The following is a 23,723-nucleotide window of genomic DNA, read 5'->3' on the forward strand; positions in this document are numbered from 1 at the left end:
TGAACGACGGGTTGCCGCCACGCCCGCCGGTGCTGGAACTTCGCATGGTGGTTAAGGTCCGGTTTCAGGAAATCCGTAAGCCTTGCCATCGAGGCCCGTGGCGCTCTGGGACGGTAGGGCCGTTTGCCCTGTCGTTTGGCCTTGCTTTGCGGTCAAATTCCTGTATAGACGCCCGCAATCTGCCGGTCCTTGCTGGGGGCTGAACGGAGGGCCGGAGGTTTTTCGAAACCTTCGTGTGAAGCCAGAAGCGCTTCCGCCTCCCGTGTCTCCGCTCTCGACCGTCTCGTCATGCTCCTTTCTTCCCCGCCTTCGCAAGGATTGCGGGTCAGAGAAGTTGCAGAGGCTTTTGCCGCCGGGAACCGGGAGAGAAACGAAGAAAGGCACGAACACTATGGCTCTATACGAACATGTGTTTCTTGCCCGGCAGGACCTCTCGCAGCAGCAGGTCGATGCGCTTGTCGAACAGTACAAGGGCGTCATCACCGCGAATGGCGGGTCCGTCGGCCGGGTCGAGAACTGGGGACTGAAGTCCCTCACCTACCGGGTCAACAAGAACCGGAAGGCATATTATACACTCATGGACATCACCTGCCCGCCGGCCGCGCTCAATGAAATGGAGCGCCAGATGGGCCTGTCCGAGGACGTACTGCGTTTCCTGACCATCAAGGTCGATGCGCATGAGGAGGGTCCGTCGGCAATGATGCAGAAGCGCGAAGAGCGCTCGGAACGCGGCGGCTTCGGCGATCGCGACCGTGGCGATCGTGGCCCGCGCTCATTCGGCGACCGCGATCGCGGTGACCGTGGTGATCGTCCGCCGCGCAGCTTCGGCGATGGCGGTGCCGATCGTGGCCCGCGCCGTCCGCGCGAAGGCTTTGAAGGAGCCGCAGAATAATGGTCGACATCAACCAGATCCCAACCCGGCGCCCCTTCCACCGTCGCCGCAAGACTTGCCCGTTCTCCGGCGCCAACGCGCCGAAGATCGACTACAAGGACGTGCGGCTTCTGCAGCGCTACATCTCCGAGCGCGGCAAGATCGTGCCATCGCGTATCACCGCCGTCAGCCAGAAGAAGCAGCGCGAACTCGCCAAGGCGATCAAGCGCGCCCGCTTCCTCGGCCTGCTGCCCTACGTGGTCCGCTAACACTTCAGGCGGGCGGTTCGCCGCCCGCTTTTTCACCGGCCACGACGGGCGTAGCCGGATCGAACACCAAATCCCGGGTTGGATTTCGACAAGAGATCCTAACTGCCGCGACAGGCAGGACAGCGACACAGGCGACGACGCCCCAGCTTCCTGACCTGTTCCAGACAATTCGGCGCCGATCCTGAGGATAGGTGCCCAACCGAAGGAACAAAACCATGGAAGTCATTCTTCTCGAACGCGTCTCCCGCCTCGGCCAGATGGGCGACACCGTCAAGGTCAAGGACGGGTTCGCCCGCAATTTCCTGCTGCCGCAAGGCAAGGCGCTACGCGCCAACGAAGCTAACAAGAAGAAGTTCGAGGGACAGCGGGCCCAGCTCGAAGCCCGCAACCTGGAGCGCAAGTCCGAAGCCGCGCAGATTGCAGAAAAGCTCGACGGCAAGAGCTTCATCGCCGTGCGCTCGGCCGGCGAGACCGGTCAGCTTTATGGTTCGGTCTCGACGCGCGACATCGCCGAGTTGGTGACGGCGGAAGGTTTTTCGGTCAACCGCAACCAGATCCTGCTCAACCAGCCAATCAAGACCATCGGCGTCACCAATGTGGCGATCGCGCTGCACCCGGAAGTCGAGGTTACCATCACGCTCAACATTGCCCGCACGGCCGACGAAGCCGAGCGCCAGGCCAAGGGCGAAACACTGACCACCGCCGAAGCCATCTACGGCGAGGACATCAACGATAATGTGCGGCCGGAAAACTTCTTCGATCCGAATGCGGAGTTCGAAGGCGGCGAAGACAACGGCTGATCGTCATTCGTCGGCATTCGCCGGCTAATCGCTATTCTGGACCAATGCCCGGGCCTCGTACCCGGGCATTTTTATGCCAAATGGAACTTTTCGAACCCCTATATCTTGATGCAGAATAGGACAGCATGTCTGGCCGAGAGGGGACAATTGGTCATGAATATTCTGCTGAAACGCGTTCTCGACCGCCTGGTCCGCATAGGCAATCTCAAGGTGACAGGGCCGCAAGGCTCGATGGTGACTTTCGGTGACGGCAGCGGCGAGCCGGTGCACATGCACATCAAGACAAGGCATGCCGAGCGCGCAATAACCTTCGATCCGATGCTGGCGGTGCCGGAAGCCTACATGGACGGTGAACTCGACATTCTCGAGGGCGGCGTGCTGGGGGTGATGCGGATTGCCTTCCAGAACATGGGCAGCGGCGGTATCGATGCCACCTGGTCGAAGGCGATCGAAGGTCTGCGCCACGCCTTCCGGCGCCTGCAGCAGATCAACACGGCGTCGCGGGCGCGCCGCAACGTGCAGCGCCATTACGATCTGTCGGGCGACCTCTACCGCCTCTTCCTCGATGAGGACATGCAATATTCCTGCGCCTATTTCGAGCAGCCGGATATGACGCTCGACGAGGCACAAGCGGCCAAGAAGCGCCATATCGCCGCCAAGCTCAGGCTGAAGGCCGGCCAGACGGTTCTTGATATCGGCTCCGGCTGGGGTGGGCTTGGGCTCTATCTAGCCAAGGCGTTCGACGTCGACGTGCAAGGCGTGACGCTGTCGACCGAGCAGCACGGCGTCGCCACCGACCGCGCCCATGCGCAAGGCCTGCAAAACCGGGTGCATTTCGACATCAAGGACTATCGCGAGCTCAATGAGCGTTTCGACCGCATCGTCTCGGTCGGCATGTTCGAGCATGTCGGCGTCAATCATTTCCGCACCTTCTTCGACAAGTCGGCGACGCTGCTGAAGCCGGACGGCGTCATGCTGCTGCACACGATCGGCCGCTCCGGCGTGCCGTGGGCAACCAGCGCCTTCATCCGCAAGTACATCTTCCCGGGCGGCTACATCCCGTCGCTCTCCGAAGTGATGCCGGCCATCGAGAAATCGGGGCTCGTCGTCACCGATATCGAGGTCCTGCGGCTGCATTATGCGGAGACGCTAAAGCATTGGGGCGAGCGCTTCGCCGCCAACCGCGACAAGGCCAAGGCGATTTATGACGAGCGCTTCTGCCGCATGTGGGAGTTCTATCTTGCCGCCTCGGAAGCCGCTTTCCGCTGGCAGGATCTGGTGATTTTCCAAATCCAGATTGCCAAGAAGAACGACACGCTGCCGATGACGCGCGACTACATGGCCAGTTGCGAGAAGGCGCTGGAGATGCGCGATCTTGGACGTCGTGAAAAGGCTTCTGCGGCCAAGCCCACTCGCCGCCGCAAGGTGGCGGATCCGGAGTAGACTGCCTGCGATTGCACCATTGCCGCTTGCCATTGCCGGCTGGCACGCTGAAAAAGGTCTCGTCAACGCGGGACCTTTTTTCATGACCTACCTCCTCTACGTCGCCGCCGCACTTGCCGAGATCGCCGGCTGCTTTTCGTTCTGGGCGTGGTGGCGGCTGGACAAGTCGCCACTGTGGTTGGCGCCCGGTCTCGTCTCGCTGGTGCTATTTGCGTGGCTGCTGGCGCTGGTCGACGCCAGTGCGGCGGGCCGGGCCTATGCCGCCTATGGCGGCATCTACATTGCCGCCTCGCTGGTCTGGCTGTGGCTGGCGGAAGGCGTGCACCCCGACCGCTGGGATCTTGCCGGTGCCGCGATCTGCATCGTTGGCGCCTCGGTCATTCTGCTCGTACCTCGGACTGCCTAAGCGATGGAACTGCCCATCCCGCTTAGACAAGGCGTCGACCGCCTTCTCGAACAGGTGCCGTTGCCGATGCTTAAGCAAGCGGCAAAGACGCTGTCGGACCGCTACCGCGCCGAGTTGCGCGACGGTCGCCTGCACATGGCCGAAGACATGGCGGTGAAGGCCTATCTGGCAACGCGGCTACCGGCGACCTATGCGGCCGTTCGCGCCAGCCTCGATGCGGTGGGCGAGTCTCGGCCCGACTATGCTCCGAAGACCTTGCTCGATGTCGGCGCCGGCCCTGGCACGGTGCTTTGGGCCACAATCAATCTCTGGCCCGATCTCGAACAGGCGGTGCTACTCGAGGCCGGCGCCGCGGTACGAAGGGTCGGCGAAGCACTTGCCGCGGATGCGATCACGGCCAGGACCGCCTGGCGGACCGGCGACATCACCATCGACCTGGTCGATCTGGAGCCGGCCGAGCTGGTGACTTCAGCCTATGTGCTGGATGAGATCGCGCCGGCATCGCTGGCAAAACTCGTCGACCGGCTCTGGCAGCTGACCGCAGACACGCTGCTGGTGGTCGAGCCGGGCACGCCGGCCGGCTGGCAGCGTATTCTTGCCGTGCGGCGGCAGCTGATCGAGGCGGGCGCGCACGTGCTTGCGCCCTGCCCGCATGAGGCGCCCTGTCCGCTCGTCGCCCCCGACTGGTGCCATTTCGCCCGCCGCGTCGCCCGCTCGCGCCTACACCGTCTGGCCAAGGATGCCGAGGTGCCGTGGGAGGACGAGAAATTCATCTTTGTCGCGGCCTCCCGCCATCCGGCCGCTCCGCCTCGAGCGCGAGTGATCGCACCGCCGAAGTCGGGCTCCGGCAAGGTCTTGCTGAAGCTTTGCGAACAGGATGGGGGTGCTGCCGAGCGACTGTTCACCAAGCGCGACGGCGAGACGTTCAAGGCCACGCGGCGACTGGATTGGGGTGATGCCTTGCCGGAATGACCGGCAGCTATTTTCCTGTTTTGTTCTCGCCTGAGAACGGCTAGGCTCGCCATCTTGATTCGAGTCAATCGAGATTCTTTCCACCGAAAGATCCTGGCTGTGAATCGCGGGCATCAAAGTTGGTTGGTTGGGGACTGATGCAGATAAGTCATCACCGACTTGTCTCGTTCTGATATCGAGAGACGGGGATCAGGACCGGGGACATCATGGCAGAGGCAGCACGAAAATTCGGCGTGGCGGAAACACCGCTCTATCGCGAGGCGCCGAACAATATCGAGGCCGAGCAGGCGCTGCTCGGCGCCATACTGGTCAACAACGATGCCTTCTATCGCGTCTCCGACTTCCTGAAGCCCGGCCATTTCTACGAGCCGCTGCATAGAAAGATCTTCGAGGTCGCGGCCGAGCTCATCCGCATGGGCAAGATCGCGACGCCGATCACGCTGAAGACCTTCCTGCCGGCCGACGAGAAGGTCGGCGACATGACGGTGGCGCAATATGTCGTGCGGTTGGCGGTCGAGGCCGTCACCGTCGTCAACGCCACCGACTATGGCCGCGCCATCTACGATCTGGCGACGCGGCGCGCGCTAATCACTGTCGGCGAGGACATGGTCAACATCGCCTATGACGCGCCGGTCGACATGTCGCCCTCCGACCAGATCGAGGATGCCGAGCGGCGCCTGTTCGAATTGGCCGAAACCGGCCGCTACGATGGCGGCTTCGAGAGCTTCACCGATGCCGTCAAGACCGCCGTCGACATGGCCAATGCGGCTTATATGCGCGACGGGCATTTGTCGGGCGTTGCTACCGGCTTGCGCGATCTCGACCGCCGCATGGGCGGCCTGCAGTCGTCCGACCTGATCATCATTGCCGGCCGCCCCGGCATGGGCAAGACCTCGCTCGCCACCAATATCGCCTTCAACATCGCCGAGGCCTATGTCCCGGCGCAGCAGGCGGACGGCTCGTTCAAGGCGGCCAATGGCGGCGTCGTCGGCTTCTTTTCGCTCGAAATGTCATCCGAACAGCTGGCCACCCGCATTATTTCCGAACAGACGGAAATCCCGTCGTCGAAAATCCGGCGCGGCGAGATCAGCGAGATGGATTTCGAAAAGCTGGTCGCCTGCTCGCAGACAATGCAGAAAATCCCGCTGTTCATCGACCAGACCGGCGGCATTTCCATCGCTCAGCTGTCGGCCCGCGCGCGTCGCCTGAAGCGCCAGCGCGGCCTCGACGTCATCGTTATCGACTATATCCAGCTGATGCAGGGATCGAGCGCGAAATCCTCGCAAAACCGCGTCCAGGAAATCACCGAGATCACCACCGGCCTCAAGGCACTAGCCAAGGAGCTGGCGGTGCCGATCATCGCGCTGTCGCAGCTGTCGCGCCAGGTCGAGAGCCGCGACGACAAGCGCCCGCAGCTTTCGGATCTGCGCGAATCGGGCTCCATCGAGCAGGACGCCGACGTAGTGCTGTTCGTCTACCGCGAGGAATATTATCTGAAGAACCGCGAGCCGAAGCCGGGCACCGACGAATACATCAAATGGGAACACGAGATGAACGAGATGCGCGGTAAGGCCGAGGTCATCGTCGCCAAACAGCGCCACGGCCCAACGGGATCGGTCAGCCTCGCCTTCCAGGGCGAATTCACGCGCTTCTCGGACCTTGCGGAAGAGCATCATTTGCCGGATCGGTTCGAGTGACCTCTTGATACAGGTCTCATTCCTTCGCACCCCCCTCTGTCCTGCCGGACATCTCCCCCTCAAGGGGGGAGATCGGATGTCATTTCGGCTTTCGGCAATCGTCAATGCTGCTAGATGTACGGCAATATCGGAGCTGCCAATCTCCCCCCTTGAGGGGGAGATGTCCGGCAGGACAGAGGGGGGCGCTGTCCCGCCGACCTGTCTTTTAATTGCCGCAGGCCGCGCCTGATGGCCAAGTCCCGTATCCAGTTCATCTGTCAGAATTGCGGATCGGTGCATCAGCGCTGGGCCGGCAAATGCGATGCCTGCGGCGAGTGGAACACGCTGGTCGAGGAAGGTACGTCAGGCGGTATCGGCTCCGGCCCGGCCAATACGCGCAACGCCCGCAAGGGCCGCGCGGTGGTGCTGACCAGCCTGTCCGGCGATATCGAGGACGCGCCGCGCATCGTCTCCGGCATCGGCGAGCTCGACCGCGCCACCGGCGGCGGCTTCGTGCGCGGCTCCGCGCTGCTGGTCGGCGGCGATCCCGGCATCGGCAAGTCAACGCTGCTCACCCAGGCCGCAGCCGCACTGGCGGCAAAGGGCCACCGCATCGTCTATGTCTCGGGTGAAGAAGCCGTCGCTCAGATCAGGCTGCGCGCCCAGCGGCTCGGCGTCGCCGACACCCCGGTCGAGCTCGCCGCCGAGACCAATGTCGAGGACATCCTCGCCACCATCGCCGATGGCAAGCGGCCGGATTTGGTCATTCTCGATTCGATCCAGACGCTGTGGACCGACATGGCCGATTCGGCGCCCGGCACGGTGACCCAGGTGCGCGCCGCCGCCCAGGCGATGATCCGCTACGCAAAGTCCACAGGGGCGGCGATCGTTCTGGTCGGCCACGTCACCAAGGAGGGCCAGATCGCCGGCCCACGCGTTGTCGAGCACATGGTCGACGCGGTGCTCTATTTCGAAGGCGAAGGCGGCCACCACTACCGCATCCTGCGCACGGTCAAGAATCGATTCGGGCCAACCGATGAGATCGGCGTCTTCGAAATGTCGGACAAGGGCTTGCGGGAAGTCGCCAACCCGTCCGAGCTTTTCCTCGGTGAGCGCCATGCGAAGTCGCCGGGTGCCGCGGTTTTCGCCGGCATGGAAGGCACACGGCCGGTGCTGGTCGAGATCCAGGCGCTGGTGGCGCCATCGACGCTGGGCACACCGCGCCGCGCCGTCGTCGGCTGGGACGGTGCCCGGCTGTCGATGATCCTGGCGGTTCTGGAAGCCCATTGCGGCGTCCGCTTCGGCACGCACGACGTCTATCTCAACGTTGCCGGCGGCTACCGCATTTCGGAGCCGGCGGCCGACCTGGCGGTGGCGGCGGCACTGGTTTCCTCGCTCACCGGTCTTGCCCTTCCCGCCGATTGCGTCTATTTCGGCGAAATCAGCCTTTCGGGTGCGGTGAGGCCGGTTGCGCATGCGCAGCAGCGCCTCAAGGAAGCCGAAAAGCTGGGTTTCGGACGCGCGGTTCTGCCCTTGGGCAGCGAGGAACTTGTTGGTGGTAATGAGGTCGGGGGGATCGGAGCCGGCGCTTTCCAGCCCACCGAGCTTGCCGATCTCGTGGCGCGCATAGCCGGCTCTCGGCGCAGCCGCGCCGACGAGCAAGAGTGATGCGGCTCGTCGAGTCGTGAAAAAGAGATCGGAGTGGGGCGAAAAACATGCCGATTACGCTGCTTGACGGAATTCTCGTCGGCTTCACCCTGGTCTCGGCGATGCTCGCTATGGTTCGCGGCTTTTCGCGCGAGATCCTGTCGATCATCTCCTGGGCAGCCGCCGCGGCCGCCGCCTTCTTCTTCTACAAGCCGGTGCTGCCTTACATTCAGCCCTATGTCGACAACGAAAAGGCCGCCATGGCGGCGGCCGCCGGTATCGTCTTCATTGTCGCGCTGATCGTCGTTTCGGTCATCACCATGAAGCTCGCCGACTGGATCATCGATTCCAGGATCGGCGCGCTCGATCGTACACTTGGCTTCCTCTATGGCGCGGCGCGCGGCATCCTGGTCGTCGCTGTCGCGCTGCTTTTCTTCAATTGGTTGGCCGGCGCCAAGGCTCCGGGCTGGATTGCCAACGCCAAGTCAAAGCCATTGCTCGAATCGATCGGCGCCAAGCTCGAAAGCCTGCTGCCCGAGGATCCGGAAAACGCCATCCTCAACAAGCTCAATCCGAATCAGCCGGCCACCGAGACGCCTCTGGCCCCCGACGCGCCTGCAGCGGAAGCCCCTGCCGCCGGCGACGACGCCACTGCTCCGGCACCCGACGACAGCGATGTGCCGCCGGCCGACAATGCGCCCGCGACGCCGGCACCTGCAAACCCGGCGCCGGCAAACTGATTTCGACAGACTTGCGAGGCTCAAGACTGTCGATCATGTGAACGCCGCACGACGTGCGTTGCTTTCGATGCGCTATGACCTTATATGGCGACTTTAGCGGAGCTTGAGCCCCAATGGCAGCCTCAGTGGCAGACGCAGACGACGTGCTTTCCGCCGAAGCCGACGACCATTTCCACGACGAATGCGGCGTGTTCGGCATTTTCGGCCGGCAGGACGCCGCAGCCATCGTAACGCTCGGTCTGCATGCGTTGCAGCATCGAGGCCAGGAAGCGGCCGGCATCGTTTCCTATGACGGCACCCAATTCCATGTCGAACGCCATGTCGGCCTGATCGGCGACACCTTTACTAAGCAGCGTGTCATCGACAGCCTGCAAGGCAACCGTGCCATCGGCCACACACGCTATGCCACCACCGGCGGCGCCGGTCTGCGCAATATCCAGCCTTTCTTCGCCGAACTTGCCGATGGCGGCTTTGCCGTCGCCCATAACGGCAATCTCACCAACGCCATGACCGTTCAGCGCGCCCTGCAGAAGCAAGGCGCCATCTTCTCTTCCACCTCCGACACCGAAACGCTCCTCCACCTGGTTGCCACCAGCAAGGAGCGCGACCTGAATTCGCGCTTCATCGATGCGGTGCGCCAAGTCGAAGGCGCCTTCTCGCTGGTGGCGATGACGTCCAAGAAGATGATCGGGTGCCGCGACCCGCTCGGCATCCGCCCGCTGGTGCTCGGCGATCTCGACGGCGCCTGGATTCTCGCCTCCGAGACCTGCGCGCTCGATATTATCGGTGCGCGTTTCGTGCGCGACCTGAAGCCTGGCGAAATGGTCGTCGTCACCAGCAAGGGCATCGAAAGCCTGTTCCCGTTCGAGCCGCAGAAGACCCGCTTCTGCATCTTCGAATATGTCTATTTCGCGCGGCCGGATTCGTCGGTCGAAGGCCGCAACGTCTATGAAGTGCGCAAGCGCATCGGCGCCGAGCTGGCGCAGGAAAGTCCGGTCGAGGCCGACATCGTCGTGCCGGTGCCGGATTCGGGCACGCCGGCGGCGATCGGCTTTTCGCAGGCCGCGGGCATTCCGTTCGAGCTCGGCATCATCCGCAATCACTATGTTGGCCGCACCTTCATCCAGCCCGGCGATTCGATCCGCCACATGGGTGTCAAGCTCAAGCACAACGCCAACCGCCGCATGATCGAAGGCAAGCGCGTGGTGCTGGTGGACGATTCGATCGTGCGCGGCACCACCAGCCAGAAGATCGTCCAGATGGTGCGCGATGCCGGCGCCAAGGAAGTGCATATGCGCATCGCTTCGCCGCCGACGCGCGCCTCCTGCTTTTACGGCGTCGACACACCGGAAAAGTCGAAGCTGCTGGCGTCGCGCATGTCGGTGGAGGAGATGGCCGAGTTCATCCGCGTCGATTCGCTCGGCTTCCTGTCGATCGACGGGCTCTACCGCGCCGTCGGCGAGGCCGGCCGCGACAACGAGCAGCCGCAATTCTGCGACGCCTGCTTCACCGGCCAGTATCCGACCCGGCTTGCCGACTTCGAAGGCTCCGACAATGTGCGCACGCTGTCGCTGTTAGCGGCCGGCGGGTCTTAGAATTCCGATCCGGACGGGGGTAAGACATGAGCGCTCGACGAGGCTTATGGCAAGCCCTCAAGGATTCACTCTCATTTGCAAAATCCTTGCTCAAAGATCAGATTAGATCTGAGGTCGATATCGATACGCCTCTCGGTAATGGATTTCTTTTTTGCCAAGCTAGAGAGGCGAGGGAGACTCAGGACAAGTATGTCGTCGTCAAAGCCATTGGTGGTGATGCAACGGTTTTTGCCCCTCTTGACGAGGATTCCGCCAAACAATTGATTGCCTTCATTCAGCTGTCGTTCTTAGACCAGCAACCCAAGAATAGCTCATGACCCCTCCCCTCGATCTCTCCGGCCGCGTTGCGGTCGTCACCGGCGCCTCGCGCGGTATCGGCTATTTCGTCGCCAGGGAGCTTGCCGCGGCCGGTGCGCATGTGATTGCGGTTGCTCGCACCGTCGGCGGGTTGGAAGAACTCGACGACCAGATCAAGGCAGGTGGCGGACAGGCGACGCTGGTACCGCTCGATCTTGCCGACATGGCGGGGATCGACCGGCTGGGCGGCGCCATCCACGAGCGCTGGGGCAAGCTCGACATACTGGTCGCCAACGCCGCTGTGCTCGGCGTCATCGCCCCGATCGGCCATGTCGAGGCCAAGACCTTCGAGAAGGTGATGACCATCAACGTCACCGCAACATGGCGGCTGATCCGCTCGGTCGACCCGCTGCTCAGGCTTTCCGATGCCGGCCGTGCTATCGTGCTGAGCTCCAGCCTTGCCCACTCCGCACGCGCCTTCTGGGCGCCTTATGCGGCGTCGAAGGCGGCGGTCGAGGCCATGACGCGTTCATGGGCGCATGAGACCGAAAACCTGCCGCTCAGGGTCAATGCCGCCGATCCCGGGGCAACGCGCACCGCGATGCGGGCGCAGGCCGTACCCGGCGAGGATCCTGAAACACTGCCGCACCCTTCGGAGATCGCCAAGCGTATCGTGCCGCTGGCCAGCCCTACGCTCAAGGAGACCGGGCTGATCTTCCAGGCCAAGCACAATCGCTTTGTCGCCTACCGGCAGCCGGAGTAGCCACATATCGCATTTTGCCGGAAGAATTGCGCCGGCACCAACGTTGTTCGGGTGCCACAATTCGAGAAACGGAGGACCATATGCGGAGGCTGCTTCTCTTGACTGCCGCCGCGCTGCTTGCAGTAATCGGCGCCGCGTCGTCGCAGACAGACGGCACTCGACGAAAAGGGCCAAATGGTCAACGGCCGCGGCGACACGCCCAACCGGCACGACGTGTTGACCGGCTCCAAGCCGGATGGCACGAAAATAGCCGACCAGACCTGCGGCGACTGGACGCTGAGCGGAGCATAAGGTGTGGCGATGATGGGTCATCACGATCGTACCGGCCTCGATGATTCGGCAGCCGCCAAATCGTGGAATTCCTCGCATGCGTCACGCGGTGGCTGCAGCCAGGAAGCGCTGAAGGGCACCGGCGGCGACGGCCTGTTCTATTGTTTTGCGGTGAACTGAACCAAAACGACCCGCCATCACGTGGCTGTGATGCCGTGGCTTAACGCCGCGCTTTGGCCCAGCTTTCGCCGCTGGGCCGGAGTTGCTAGGATCGTGCGACTCCCAAAACAAGCAGAGCGAGGAAATACTCATGGCGACACCGAGCGTAGCGTTAGTCTGGTATCTGGTGATCGCCGGCCCGCAAGGCGGCATGGTCGTGCTGCCCAGCACATTCGACACCCGCGAACAGTGCGCCTTCGCCATAACCGAATACCAGAAGCAACCGACGCCGGCCGGCTGGTCGGTGCAGTGCGTGCCGAGCGCCTCGCCCTTCGCCGACGAGGGCGACGCCGAGGAGCCGTCGGCGCAGTAGGACAGCGTGATCTCCCCCCTTGAGGGGGAGATGGCCGACAGGCCAGCGGGGGTTGGTCCGACCGGGCTCGGCCTGCTGCAGCGGTTGGCGCTTCACGCGAGACAACCGCTCTGTCGCCTTCGGCGACATCTCCCCCTCAAGGGGGGAGATCGTCAGCGTCGCGCGCTTACCGTCAGCTCCGGCTTCTGGCTGATGGTCTGGAACACGACGCAGTAGCGCTCGGTCAGCTTGAGCAGCGCATCGATGCGCTCCTGCGGCTCGTCGGTGTCGAGGCCAAATGTCAGCCGGATGGCGCGGAAGCCAACCGGCGCATCCTTTGCCACGCCAAGCGTGCCGCGAAAGTCTAGGTCGCCTTCGGCTTCCACCGTGGCGGCCCCAAGCTTGAATTCCAGCGCCGTCGCTACAGCCTTCAGCGTGACGCCGGCGCAAGCCACCAGTGCCTCCAGCAGCATGTCGCCGGAGCAGAGTTCGAGCCCGGTGCCGCCGGTCGCCGGATGCAGCCCGGCAATGGCGATCGCCCTGCCTGTCTCGACCTTGCAGGCGATCGATTGGTCGTCGATCGAGCCTTTGGCGCGGAGAGTAATCAGCGCGCGCGAGGCGTCGTCGCGATAGGCCACCTTCAGCGGCGCCTGCATGGCCTTCAATGCAATCGCGTCCATTTCGTTTCTCTCCCATAGTAGTTGCCTGGCTTCGCTGCCTAACGGCGATGCCGCCTGCCCAAACGCAAGTCTCCACTGGCGTAGCGCTTGGCAGGGTTTCGCCCGTATAGTCTGACGATACGGCGAGCATCCAACGCCTTCACACCGTCTCTCGCAACACATTCGTAAGGCCGCCGGACATATGGCCGACATCGCCATCGTGGAAACCCGCGAACGGGTTCTTGCCGGAATCCTGTTCACCGGGGCTGCCTACTTGCTGTTTTCGATGCAGGACGCCTCAAGCTGACACTATGGTGTCAGGAAGGGGCAGCGCAGGCTGGTGAGATGACGGGATCGCTGGACATGCCATGCACAGTGGAAAGCGCCCGCGAGCGTACCCTCGGCATCATCCTGGTCTCGGCATCGGCGGCCGTTTTCGGCCTCACCGGCGTGCTGACCAAATCGATCCATGCCGACCCGCTGACCATTACCTGCTGGCGCGGCTTCGTCGGCTCGATCCTGATCAGCCTCTATGTCCTATGGCGCCGCCAGCGCTGCGGCGGTCGCGACAGCTTGCGGCTCGGCTGGCGAGGCTGGCTGCTGGCGATCGAGGGCGCGCTCGCGAGCATCGCCTTTATCTCGGCGTTCAAGTTCACGTTTGTCGCCAATGTCGCGATCATCTATGCCACGGCCCCGTTCGTCACCGCGCTGCTGGCCCTCCTGTTGGTCCACGAGCCGTTCCGGCTGCAGACGCTTGCCGCCGCTGCTGTGTCACTATGCGGTGTGGCAATCATGGTCTGGTCCGGCTTCGGCACCGGCCATTTGTTCGGCGACGGGCTGGCGCTGCTGATGACGATCGGCAGCGCGCTCTACATGATCATGGTGCGCGCCTTCCACGACACGCCGGTGGTGTGGGCGGGTGCGGTGTCGGCATTCCTTCTGTTCGTGCTCGGCTGGTTCGTCGCCGATCCGCTGGCTGTCTCGGCCAGGGACGCTGTGCTTCTAGCCACCTTCGGCGCCTCGTTCGCGCTGGCTTCGATCCTGTGGACGGAGGGCACTCGGCTTATTCCGGCGGCCGAGTCCGGATTGCTGGGTTCAGCTGAAGTGCCATTCGCGATCCTGTTTGCCTTCCTGTTCCTGGCGGAGATCCCGCCGGCAGCCAGCATGGTCGGTGGCGCCATCGTGCTTTGCGCGGTGTTCGCTCACGCCGGCCGCGACTGGCTGATGGCCAGGCAGCGCGCAGCGGATGCATGACCAATCCTCGCCGCGTCCGAGCGCGAGTTGGTGGTCCGATCACGAGAAATCCGGTCCTGAAAATTAATTTGAAAAGTCATGGAACCATCATAGGGCTCAGGCATTATGGCTGCGACGGGCCACCCCAAGTCCCCCCAAACCCCTCGGCCCGTCCTACTCAGAAGCCGACCGCAAGGTCGGCTTTTTCTTTGCTGGCTCAATTGGCCAAGGCCAGGTTGCCGCTGAACAACGCGGCCAGATCCTGCGCCGGCCGGTCGGCATCCTCACGCAAGCGGACGGCGAATTCGGCGACCGGCACCGGCGGCAGATCAAGATCGCGCGGCGCCTCGACGATGCCGGAATGAGCGAAGCGCGCCGTCCTCAACGTCAAGGCGATGCCGGCGTGCACCGCCGTGCGCAGGCCGGCAAGGCTGGCACTGCCGGCAGCAATGCGGTAGCGACGGCCGGCCGCATCGAGTGCACTGGTCGCCGCTTCGCGAAACCCGCAATGGGGATCGAGCAGCGCCAAGGGCAGTTCGTCGTGGCGGGTGGCCAGCCCGTTCTGTGAGCAAAGCCAGATCATTGGTTCCTTGAGCACACCGACCTCGTCCAGTGTCGGCACCTGCCGCATGGCAATGGCCAGATCAAGGGTGCCGGCCTGCAAAGCCTGCGCCAGTTCGGCGGAACGGCCGACGCGCAGTTCGATCCTGACGCGCGGATGGCTGACAGCAAAAGCCCTGAGAAGCTGCGGCAAGCCGCTGTCGGCGAAATCCTGCGTGGTGCCGATGGCGACGCGCCCGTCGGCGTGCGCGCCTTTGAGGGCCAGCCACGCCTCGCGGTGCGCGGCAAGGATGCGACGCGCGTGAACGATCAGATCCTCGCCTGCCGGCGTCAGGCCGCGCCCTCGCCCCTGTGGCACCAGCAGCGGTTCGCCGACAACATCCTCCAGCCGCTGCATCTGCGCGGTCACTGCGGACGGCGAGCGACCGACGATCGACGCGGCCCGCGCCAGGGAACCGCCATCGACGAAAGCGAGGAAAGTTTTGAGGAGGTCGGGATCGAACATCTGCACAATTCGATACTATCAAAGTGTTTATCAAAAACAATTCGATTTTTTTTGATCAAAGGATGATGGCATGATTTTCTCGACGGCGAAGAGGCGCCGCTTGAAACCGAGGAGAAGAAATATGCCGATCATCAATGTCAGCGTTACCGGCAAGCCCGATGCCGCTTTGTCCGCCGCCATTGCCAAGGAAGTGACCGAACTGACGGCCACGCATCTGCGCAAGGACGCGACGATCACAGCTGTTGCCATTTCCTATCACGACCCCGAGCACTGGTTCGCCGGCGGCAAGTCGCTGGCCGAGCATGGCACCAACACGGCCTGGCTCGACATCAAGGTTGTCGACGGCACCAACACCAAGCTCGAACTGGAGGCGTATCTGCAGGCAATTTTCGCGGCATTCGGCCGGCTGCTGGGTAAGGTGCATGAGGAAAGCTACGCCCTCGTGCATGAAGTGCCTGCGGCCGCCTATGGCTTTGGCGGCAAGACGCAGGAATTCCGCTTCATCAGCGGAAGGATGAAAGCGGCGTAGCTGCGATAGGCAGCCGAGCCGAATCAAACATAGGAGAGAAGGAAAAATGGAGCCGCATTGACGTTGATCCAACTTCGGCTAGGTTCTCACCCGAAGCGGCCACTGAAGAGCCGTGACGTGAGATCGTTGGGAGATGCGGCGATGATCCTGACACTGGCGCTGCTTGCGGGTCTTGTCGCGGCCTGGCTGCTGATCGGCGTGGTGGAGAAGTTCCGCCTCGGCCTGCGTTTGAGCCAGGCGCTGCTCTACGTGCCGTTCAAGCTCGCCTACCGGATCAGCGACGAGCGCATCAAGATTGCGCGCAGGTCGGTGACCCCGGTCATCTATGTCATCTGGCATCAGTCACGCATCGAGCCGGCGCTGATGCTGTCGCTGCTGCCGGAGGACACGCTGCACATCCTCGACCAGGCTTCGGCCAGATCGCCGTGGCTGGAGCCGTGGCGCGAGCTCGGCCGCACCATCGCCTTCAACGCCGAGCATGTCTTCGTCAGCCGCAGATTGGTGCGGGTGCTGAAGGGCAAGGGCCGGCTCGCCGTTTACCTGCCGGATGCGGTCGAGCCAGACGTCAAGTCGTTTCGGTTGTTTCGCGCCATCACCCGTATCGCCATGCAGGCCGACGCCCGTATCGTGCCGGTCTTCGTTGCCGGCGCACGCAGCCTGCCGGCCTCGCTGACGCCGGCGGACAAGGCGCCGCGCCATTGGTTTCCGCAGCTGTCGATCAGCGCGCTGGAGCCGATGACCATCGCCGAGCTGGTGGCGCGGAACCCAGATCAGGCCTCCAACACCAATGCGCTGTTTGATCGCTTCGCCGAGGCCAGGCTTTTCGGCAGTGATCTCGACCGAGGGCTGTTCCTCGCCATGCGCGATGCGGCCGACCGTGTTGGCGCTTCGCACCCAATAATCGAGGATGTCATTGGCGGTCCCCTGAGCTACCGGAAAATGTTCATCGGCGCCAGGGTTTTGGGCCGACGGTTCGAGGCAATAACAGCGCCGGGCGAAGCGGTTGGGCTGCTCCTGCCCAACGCCAATGGCGTCGTGCTGTCGTTCGTCGGACTTTTGTCGGCTGCGCGGGTGGCAGCAATGATCAACTATACCGCCGGCCCGGCCAGCGTCACCGCCGCCGTCCGCACGACGATGATCCGAACCGTGGTCTCCTCACGCGCCTTTGTCGAAAAGGCCAACCTCGCCGACATCGTCGAGGCGGTGGAAAAGGGCGGGGCGAAACTGCTGTGGCTGGAGGATGTCCGCGCAAGCGTGACCGTGCTGGACAAGGCCGCAGCCGGCTTGCTGTGGCGCTGGCCGTTGCAGCGCCAGGATGCAGCCAAGCCGGCGGTGATCCTGTTCACCTCCGGCTCGGAAGGCACGCCCAAGGCCGTGGTGCTGTCGCACCGGAACCTTCTTGCCAATGCGATGCAGGCGGAAGCTCGCATCACCATCTCGCCGGCCGATATCCTGCTCAACGTGCTGCCGGTGTTCCACTCGTTCGGGCTGACCGGCGGCACCATCCTGCCGCTGGTCACCGGAGTAAAGCTGTTCCTCTACCCGTCACCGCTCCACTACAAACTTATTCCGGAGGTGGCGCGCAAGGTCCGGCCGACGGTGATGTTCGGCACCGACACGTTCCTCGCCAACTATGCCCGCACCGCCAAGGACGGCGATTTTTCCAGCCTGCGCTTCGTCGTGGCCGGTGCCGAGGCGGTGAAGCCGGAGACGCGCCGGGTTTACCGCGAGCGCTTCCAGGCCGAGATCATCGAAGGTTTTGGCTTGACCGAGGCCGCACCAGTGGTTGCCGTCAACACCGCCATCCACGGCCGCGATGGAACGGTCGGGCGGCTGCTGCCGGCCATGCGCATGAAACTCGAACCGGTCGAAGGCATCAGCGACGCCGGCCGGCTGTGGCTCGACGGGCCGAACCTGATGATGGGCTACATGACCGGCGACCGGCCTGGCGAGCTGCAGCCGCTCGAAGGCTGGCACGACACCGGCGATATCATTTCGGTCGATCGCGAAGGCTTCATCACCATTCGCGGCCGCGCCAAGCGCTTCGCCAAGATAGCCGGCGAGATGGTATCGCTTGGTGCGGTCGAGATGCTGGTGCAGTCGCTGTGGCCGGAAGAGCATCACGCCGTGGTAGCGGTGCCGGACAAGCGGCGCGGCGAGCGCCTCGTTCTGGTCACCACCGCCGACAATGCCGATCCCCACGAATTGCGCGAATTCGGCAAAAAAGCCGGCGCGGCCGAACTGATGGTGCCGAACGACATCGTCAAGGTCGAGGAGATCCCTGTACTGGGCTCCGGCAAGACCGACTATGTCTCGACTAGAAAGCTGGCACTCGAGAGGCTGGGACTGAGCGCAGCCGCCTGAGGTTTGCTGTCGAGAACTCTAAAGCGCGTCGCGTTCGACCGGCCTTGTGCGACGCGCTTTAGATTCTTGCTTTTATGCATGCCGTTATCGCAAAACCGCTGCACACTTTTGCGCGAATGCATTAGAAGACCACCACCGACAACAGCAGAATGGCCCCGACGGCCATCATCAGCAGGCCCGGCCAGTTCTGCGACAGGCCGAGAAAACGGAGCCCGCGCCGCCGCGGCTCCAGGGTCGGACCTGGTGTTGCGAGATTAGGCGTCGGACTGTCCGGCGCGGTGGAGACAGCGGCCGGTTCACTAAGCCGCCCGCGCATGATGGCTGCTACCGCCATATAGACGAGGCCGGCGACAGTCAGTAACACGCCGATGAGGATGACAGCCATTTCTCCTCGTTTCCGATGGTTCTGCGCCCGATGCGGCAGCTTGCGCGACGTACACGACGTACCACGAGCAGCCGCTCAGACGGACCTACCAAACACAAACGGTCTAGCCGCCCAGCAAGTTCCGAAAACGGGGTTTTTGAGGTGCATTCCACAGCGCCGCGCGCTGTGTGAGCCGATCCTGAGTCTAAACGGACGACCCTTTTCGGAATCATGCACTGCCAGGCGCAACGCGAACTGGCACCAAATCTGTCAGCCAATATCCGAGGACGGCACCTTCTCGCCTTCGCGCTTGGCGCGTCTCGAATAGGCGCGCACGCTGAACGGCAAGAAGACCAGATAGCCGGCAACCGAGGCCGTCAGCGTATACCAGGGATAGGTCATCAAAAGCAGGACGTAGAGGACGACTGCGAGGATGATCGGCAGCACCCTGTCGCCCGGTATCCTGACGCTCTTGCCGGAATAGACGGGCAGTCTGCTGACCAGCAGGAACGCCACCAATATTGTAAAGCCGGTGGCAATGAAGGCTGCCAGGCGGCTGGGTTCAAGCCCAAGCCTGAGGAAGAACAGATAGAGCGGCAGCATCACCAGCACCGCACCCGCCGGCGCCGGCACGCCGACGAAATATTCGGTCTGCCACTGCGGACGGTCGAGTTCTTCGTCGAGCACGTTGAAACGGGCAAGCCTCATCCCACAGGCGATGGTGAACAGCAGCGCGGCGATCCAGCCCGGCGAACCTGCCCTGTCGAGCAGAAAGGCATAGAGCACCAGCGCCGGTGCCACGCCGAAATTGACGATATCCGCCAGCGAATCCATCTGGGCGCCGAATTTGGAAGTCGCCTTCAGCATTCGCGCCAGACGGCCGTCGATACCATCGAGGAAGGCGGCGAGCAGCACCATCACCACCGCTGGCTCGAAGCGGCCCTCGAAGCCGAAGCGAATACCGGACAGGCCGGCGCAGATGGCGAGCACCGTGACCAGATTGGGCAGCACCATGCGCATCGGGATTTCGCGAATGCGCGGGCCACCGCCGCCATGCGCCTCGAATTTCTTGAACGGCGGGGCCACCGGTCAGGAGATCCGCACGAGCGGCGTTGCGGCAACGCCGCCGAATTCCGCCAGCACCGTCTCACCGCCAACCGCGGTCTGGCCGACGGCGACACGCGGCGTCGCGGTCGAGGGCAGGAATACATCGACGCGCGAGCCAAAGCGGATCAGCCCGAAGCGCTGGCCGGTGCCGATGGCGCCGCCGGGCTCGGCCCAGCAGACGATGCGCCGCGCCACCAGGCCGGCAATCTGCACCGCGGCGACCGTTCCATTGGGGCTTTCGATGACCAGCCCGTTGCGCTCGTTCTCGGTGCTTGCCTTGTCGAGCTCGGCGTTGAGGAATTTTCCTGGCCGATGCTCGATCCTGGAAATGCGGCCACGCACCGGAGAGCGGTTCACGTGGCAGGAAAAGACGTTCATGAACACCGAGATGCGGGTCATTTCACCGCCGCCGAGGCCAAGCTCGCGCGGCGGCACGGCCGGGCCAACCGCCGAGACGATGCCGTCGGCCGGGCTGACAACCAGCCGGTCATCGATCGGCGTGACACGCTCGGGATCGCGGAAGAAATAGGCGCACCAGGCCGTCAGGATGAGACCGATCCAGAACAGGGTCGAGGAGAAGTAGCCAAGAAAGAGCGTCGCCGCGCCGAACGCAGCGATAAAGGGATAACCCTCGCGATGGATCGGAACGAACGCATTCTTGATCGTGTCAACGAGGCTCATGGGATGAGGGCAACCTTGGTTCCAAGTCCGGCCTCAATAGCGGAAACACCCCGCGGTCGCAACGCGACAATGAGAGCGCTCGGGGGTGGCGGTCGCCGCCGTTTCAGGATGCCGTTAGCAGAATCCGGACTGCCGAAGTGATCAACCGGAAATGTTCATTGCGATTGTCGGAACGCAGCACTCTCGCCCGTCCTTGGCAAGACAGCGCCTCTCATCGGCCTTCCGGCCATGACGATTTGCGCAAACCCGGAGGTTCTCGGCCCATGCAGAAATCAGCAGCTAGGCAAGTGCAAGTGGTGATGAACGGCTTGGCCTTCGGCGAGTCGCCGCGCTGGCACGATGGCCGGCTGTGGTTCTGCAACTGGGGCACAGGCCAGATCATCGCCGTTGACGCCCTAGGCAACAGCGAGATCGCGCTCACCGTGCCGGCCACCCTGCCCTATTCCATTGACTGGCTGCCGGACGGGCGCCTGCTTGTCGTCTCCGGCTGCGAGGGGCTGGTCCTCAGGCAGGAGGCAGACGGGAGGCTGGTCACCCATGCCGATCTGAGACACCTCTCGAAGAGCCCGTGGAACGAGATCGTGGTCGATGGGCGCGGCAACATATACGTCAATGGCGGTGGGCCTGCTCCGGCCCTCGGCCAGCATTTCGGCCCCGGCACCATCGTGCAAGTTGCACCTGATGGCTCGGTTCAGCAGGTGGCTGAGAACCTCGCGTTCGCCAACGGCATGGCGGTGACGCCTGACAACAAGACGCTGGTCGTTGCCGAGTCCCACGCAAACCGGCTGACCGCCTTCGACATCGCTGCCGATGGTGGCCTTTCCAACCGGAGGGTCTGGGCCGATCTCGGCAACGGTTTTCCCGATGGCATCTGCCTAGATGCCGAAGGTGCGGCCTGGTATGCCGACGTTCCGAACCGGCATTGCGTGCGGGTGCGCGAGGGCGGCGCGATGCTCGAAAGCGTCGACGTCGACCGCGGCTGCTTTGCCTGCATGCTCGGCGGCAGCGAGGGAAAAGCGCTGTTCATCGTCGCCGCCGAATGGCGCGGCTTCGAACATATGATCAGCGATGCCCGTACCGGCCAAGTGCTCAGCGTCGACGCTACTGCGCCGGGCGCCGGCTGGCCGTAGAGAGCTTACATCCCGGGAATCCGCTGATAGTTGGCGATATCGGCCTTGACGCCAAGTCGCGCGATGGTCTCCTGAGGATTGAAGCCGCTGCGCTCATGCGCAGCCTTGATGATCGGCACGACCTTGTCGACAGCGGCCTGCCCTTCCCATTCGACAATGGTCACGAGGTTGAACTCGCCCGGCCCCGAGAATTGCTCAAGCAGGAAATCCTGGACGAACCCTTGCTGCTGGCGCAGCAAATCATGCGTCATCCGGACCTTGGCAAGAATCTCCTCGCGGGCGTTGGCCGGAACGACAAACTTGTCCACCCGAAATACACTGCCGCCACTAACTGCCTGATTTATCCCATTCATATCGATTGTCTCCGTTTTTGAACGACGCATCTTGCTGCGATCCAAAACGGCCTACGATCTCAACTTAAGTTGAGGTCAAGCACGAATTTTCAGCTCACCTCCGAGGTGCGACGGCGGACGACGACGCCGAACTCGTCGCTTTCGCGGGCGATGCGCAGCCGCTCCTCGGCCTCGCTTGCCTCGCGCTGGCGGTCCCACATCGATGCATAAAGGCCGCGCTTGGCTATCAAGGCGACATGGGTGCCGCGCTCGGCGATCTGGCCATCCTGCAGGACGATGATCTCGTCGGCCGAAATCACTGTGGACAGCCGATGGGCGATGACGAGGGTGGTGCGGCCCTGGCTGACCAGGTCGAGTGCCGCCTGGATCTCCTGCTCGGTGTGGCTGTCCAGCGCCGAGGTCGCCTCGTCGAGCATCAGGATCGGCGGTGCCTTCAAAATGGTGCGGGCAATCGCCACCCGCTGCTTCTCGCCGCCGGACAGTTTTAATCCGCGCTCGCCGACCATTGAGCGATAGCCGTCGGGCAGCCGCTCGATGAACGGTCCGATCTGGGCCAGTTCTGCCGCCTTGCGCACATCCTCCTCGCTGGCGCCGACTCGGCCGTAGCGGATGTTGTAGGCGATGGTGTCGTTAAACAGCACCGTGTCCTGCGGCACCATGCCGATGGCAGCGCGCAAGCTCTCCTGCGTCACGTCGCGAATGTCCTGGCCGTCGATTAGAACCTTGCCGCGCTGGATATCGTAGAAGCGAAACAGAAGCCGCGAAATGGTCGACTTGCCGGCTCCGGAGGGGCCGACGATGGCCACCGTCTTGCCGGCTGGCACCTCGAAGCTGATGCCCTTCAGGATCTTGCGGTTGGGGTCGTAGGAAAAATGTACGTCGCGGAACTCGACCCTGCCGGCATCGACGACCAGCGGCTTGGCGCCCGGCCGATCGACGATCTCACGCTTGACGTCGAGCAGATCGAACATATTTTCGATGTCGGTCAGGCCCTGGCGAATTTCGCGGTAGATCATGCCGATGAAATTCAGCGGCACCGAAAGCTGCATGAGCATGGCGTTGACGAAGACGAAATCGCCGACGCTCTGTGTGCCCGCCTTCACCTCGAGCGCCGACATCACCATGACGACGGTCATGCCGATACCGAAGATCACACCTTGGCCGAAGTTCAGCCAGCCAAGCGAGGTCCAGGTCCTGGTCGCCGCCAACTCATAGCGCGCCGTGGACCGGTCGAACCGCTCGGCCTCCATGGCTTCGTTATTGAAATATTTGACTGTTTCGTAGTTGAGCAGCGAGTCGATCGCCTTCGTGCTGGCTTCATTGTCGCTTTCGTTCATCTCACGGCGGATCGAAATACGCCAATCGCTCGCCCTGACGGTGAACCAGACATAGAGCCAGACCGTGACCGCGATCACCAAGACGTATAGCCAGCCATAGGTGACGGCGAAGATGCCGGCGGTGAGCGCGAATTCGACGATTGTCGGCGCCGTCGCCAGCATGGTGAAGCGGACGATCGTCTCGATGCCCTTGGTGCCGCGCTCGATGACGCGCGACAGTCCGCCGGTGCGCCGTTCGAGGTGGAAGCGCAGCGACAGTTCATGCATGTGCACGAAGGTGCGGAAGGCGAGCCGGCGCACCGCATGCTGGCCGACCCGTGCAAACAGGGCGTCGCGTAACTGGTTGAAGCCGAGTTGCACCAGCCGCACGGCATTGTAGGCGACGACCAGCATGACCGGCGCCAGCAGCAGGGCCGGCAGCGGCGGCGGCGATTTGCTATCGCCGGCCAGTGCGTCGGTCGCCCATTTGAAGAAATAGGGTCCGGCCACCAGGGTCAGCTTGGCGACAACCAGCAGTACGGTTGCCCACACCACGCGCGCCCTCAGGTCGGCGCGGTCGGCCGGCCACATATAGGGCCAGAGATTGCGCAACGTTCTGAAGGTCGAGCCGGAATCTGCGGAAACGGTTTTCTCGGCCATT

At 63.2% G+C, this 23,723-nt stretch carries 24 protein-coding genes and 1 pseudogene; 18 read left to right on the top strand and 7 right to left on the bottom strand.

Annotation, left to right across the window (positions count from 1 at the left end):
- Positions 1-391: 391 nt before the first annotated feature.
- The 14 genes and pseudogenes from rpsF (at position 392) to NKI16_RS13600 (ending at position 12,281) form a co-directional block, all read left to right on the top strand.
- Positions 392-892, top strand: a complete 501-nt coding sequence (rpsF, locus tag NKI16_RS13535) for a 30S ribosomal protein S6 (RefSeq protein ID WP_292663863.1) — start codon at positions 392-394, stop codon at positions 890-892.
- Entirely contained in the window at positions 892-1,140 is a 249-nt protein-coding gene (gene rpsR, locus NKI16_RS13540; protein WP_006203718.1) for a 30S ribosomal protein S18, read from the top strand. The genes rpsF and rpsR overlap by 1 nt, the downstream gene beginning before the upstream one ends.
- Before the next feature lie 215 nt (positions 1,141-1,355).
- Positions 1,356-1,940, top strand: coding sequence for a 50S ribosomal protein L9 (gene rplI / locus NKI16_RS13545; protein ID WP_352625005.1), 585 nt, complete (start codon positions 1,356-1,358; stop codon positions 1,938-1,940).
- 153 nt (positions 1,941-2,093) lie between these two features.
- Positions 2,094-3,383, top strand: coding sequence for a cyclopropane fatty acid synthase (locus NKI16_RS13550; protein WP_352454398.1), 1,290 nt, complete (start codon positions 2,094-2,096; stop codon positions 3,381-3,383).
- Between the two features lie 82 nt (positions 3,384-3,465).
- Positions 3,466-3,789, top strand: coding sequence for a YnfA family protein (locus tag NKI16_RS13555; RefSeq protein ID WP_352625003.1), 324 nt, complete (start codon positions 3,466-3,468; stop codon positions 3,787-3,789).
- A gap of 3 nt (positions 3,790-3,792) precedes the next feature.
- Positions 3,793-4,761: a small ribosomal subunit Rsm22 family protein gene (locus NKI16_RS13560; protein ID WP_352641007.1), complete on the top strand. Its 969-nt coding sequence runs from the start codon at positions 3,793-3,795 to the stop codon at positions 4,759-4,761.
- Between the two features lie 206 nt (positions 4,762-4,967).
- Entirely contained in the window at positions 4,968-6,458 is a 1,491-nt protein-coding gene (locus tag NKI16_RS13565) for a replicative DNA helicase (RefSeq protein WP_023677714.1), read from the top strand.
- 228 nt (positions 6,459-6,686) lie between these two features.
- Entirely contained in the window at positions 6,687-8,105 is a 1,419-nt protein-coding gene (radA, locus tag NKI16_RS13570; protein ID WP_352622587.1) for a DNA repair protein RadA, read from the top strand.
- 47 nt (positions 8,106-8,152) lie between these two features.
- Complete coding sequence (locus NKI16_RS13575) at positions 8,153-8,824, top strand: CvpA family protein (protein WP_352622585.1); 672 nt, start codon at positions 8,153-8,155, stop codon at positions 8,822-8,824.
- A gap of 125 nt (positions 8,825-8,949) precedes the next feature.
- Complete coding sequence (purF, locus tag NKI16_RS13580; protein WP_023677717.1) at positions 8,950-10,419, top strand: amidophosphoribosyltransferase; 1,470 nt, start codon at positions 8,950-8,952, stop codon at positions 10,417-10,419.
- Between the two features lie 26 nt (positions 10,420-10,445).
- Positions 10,446-10,736 (top strand): hypothetical protein, encoded by a 291-nt coding sequence (locus NKI16_RS13585; RefSeq protein ID WP_352922954.1) that lies wholly within the window; start codon positions 10,446-10,448, stop codon positions 10,734-10,736.
- Positions 10,733-11,479: an SDR family NAD(P)-dependent oxidoreductase gene (locus tag NKI16_RS13590; RefSeq protein WP_023677719.1), complete on the top strand. Its 747-nt coding sequence runs from the start codon at positions 10,733-10,735 to the stop codon at positions 11,477-11,479. The genes NKI16_RS13585 and NKI16_RS13590 overlap by 4 nt, the downstream gene beginning before the upstream one ends.
- Positions 11,480-11,623: 144 nt before the next feature.
- Positions 11,624-11,929, top strand: a pseudogene (locus NKI16_RS13595) (hypothetical protein); the annotation flags it as partial.
- 130 nt (positions 11,930-12,059) lie between these two features.
- Positions 12,060-12,281, top strand: a complete 222-nt coding sequence (locus tag NKI16_RS13600; protein ID WP_023677720.1) for a hypothetical protein — start codon at positions 12,060-12,062, stop codon at positions 12,279-12,281.
- Between the two features lie 152 nt (positions 12,282-12,433).
- Here NKI16_RS13600 and NKI16_RS13605 read toward each other — a convergent pair whose 3' ends face one another.
- Positions 12,434-12,940, bottom strand: coding sequence for an OsmC family protein (locus NKI16_RS13605; RefSeq protein ID WP_352448969.1), 507 nt, complete (start codon positions 12,938-12,940; stop codon positions 12,434-12,436).
- 324 nt (positions 12,941-13,264) lie between these two features.
- Between NKI16_RS13605 and NKI16_RS13610 the strand changes: the two genes are divergently transcribed.
- Positions 13,265-14,173 (top strand): DMT family transporter, encoded by a 909-nt coding sequence (locus NKI16_RS13610; protein WP_502897595.1) that lies wholly within the window; start codon positions 13,265-13,267, stop codon positions 14,171-14,173.
- 196 nt (positions 14,174-14,369) lie between these two features.
- Here NKI16_RS13610 and NKI16_RS13615 read toward each other — a convergent pair whose 3' ends face one another.
- Positions 14,370-15,224, bottom strand: coding sequence for a LysR substrate-binding domain-containing protein (locus tag NKI16_RS13615; protein WP_352622583.1), 855 nt, complete (start codon positions 15,222-15,224; stop codon positions 14,370-14,372).
- Between the two features lie 115 nt (positions 15,225-15,339).
- On the opposite strand from NKI16_RS13615, the gene NKI16_RS13620 reads away from it, so the two are divergent.
- The gene (locus NKI16_RS13620) at positions 15,340-15,747 is read left to right on the top strand and encodes a tautomerase family protein (RefSeq protein WP_023677725.1); all 408 of its coding nucleotides are present in this window, start codon (positions 15,340-15,342) and stop codon (positions 15,745-15,747) included.
- A gap of 141 nt (positions 15,748-15,888) precedes the next feature.
- The gene (locus NKI16_RS13625; RefSeq protein WP_352622581.1) at positions 15,889-18,111 is read left to right on the top strand and encodes an AMP-binding protein; all 2,223 of its coding nucleotides are present in this window, start codon (positions 15,889-15,891) and stop codon (positions 18,109-18,111) included.
- Positions 18,112-18,232: 121 nt separating this feature from the next.
- On the opposite strand, the gene NKI16_RS13630 is transcribed toward NKI16_RS13625, so the two are convergent.
- From NKI16_RS13630 to NKI16_RS13640, 3 genes are all read right to left on the bottom strand, one after another.
- Positions 18,233-18,496: a hypothetical protein gene (locus NKI16_RS13630; protein ID WP_352578953.1), complete on the bottom strand. Its 264-nt coding sequence runs from the start codon at positions 18,494-18,496 to the stop codon at positions 18,233-18,235.
- A gap of 249 nt (positions 18,497-18,745) precedes the next feature.
- Complete coding sequence (locus NKI16_RS13635; protein WP_023677728.1) at positions 18,746-19,561, bottom strand: CDP-alcohol phosphatidyltransferase family protein; 816 nt, start codon at positions 19,559-19,561, stop codon at positions 18,746-18,748.
- A 3-nt stretch (positions 19,562-19,564) separates the two neighbouring features.
- Positions 19,565-20,263 (bottom strand): phosphatidylserine decarboxylase, encoded by a 699-nt coding sequence (locus NKI16_RS13640; RefSeq protein WP_352622579.1) that lies wholly within the window; start codon positions 20,261-20,263, stop codon positions 19,565-19,567.
- Between the two features lie 263 nt (positions 20,264-20,526).
- Here NKI16_RS13640 and NKI16_RS13645 point away from each other — a divergent pair, with 263 nt between their 5' ends.
- Entirely contained in the window at positions 20,527-21,393 is an 867-nt protein-coding gene (locus NKI16_RS13645) for an SMP-30/gluconolactonase/LRE family protein (protein WP_352922959.1), read from the top strand.
- A gap of 5 nt (positions 21,394-21,398) precedes the next feature.
- Here the strand turns inward: NKI16_RS13645 and NKI16_RS13650 are convergent, their stop codons facing one another.
- Together NKI16_RS13650 and NKI16_RS13655 are read right to left on the bottom strand one after the other, a co-directional pair.
- Complete coding sequence (locus tag NKI16_RS13650) at positions 21,399-21,746, bottom strand: antibiotic biosynthesis monooxygenase (protein WP_352647491.1); 348 nt, start codon at positions 21,744-21,746, stop codon at positions 21,399-21,401.
- Between the two features lie 89 nt (positions 21,747-21,835).
- The gene (locus NKI16_RS13655; RefSeq protein ID WP_352922962.1) at positions 21,836-23,722 is read right to left on the bottom strand and encodes an ABCB family ABC transporter ATP-binding protein/permease; all 1,887 of its coding nucleotides are present in this window, start codon (positions 23,720-23,722) and stop codon (positions 21,836-21,838) included.
- Position 23,723 lies beyond the last annotated feature (1 nt).

The sequence above is a fragment of the Mesorhizobium sp. M0698 genome, assembly GCF_040320455.1.
Lineage (GTDB): Bacteria > Pseudomonadota > Alphaproteobacteria > Rhizobiales > Rhizobiaceae > Mesorhizobium.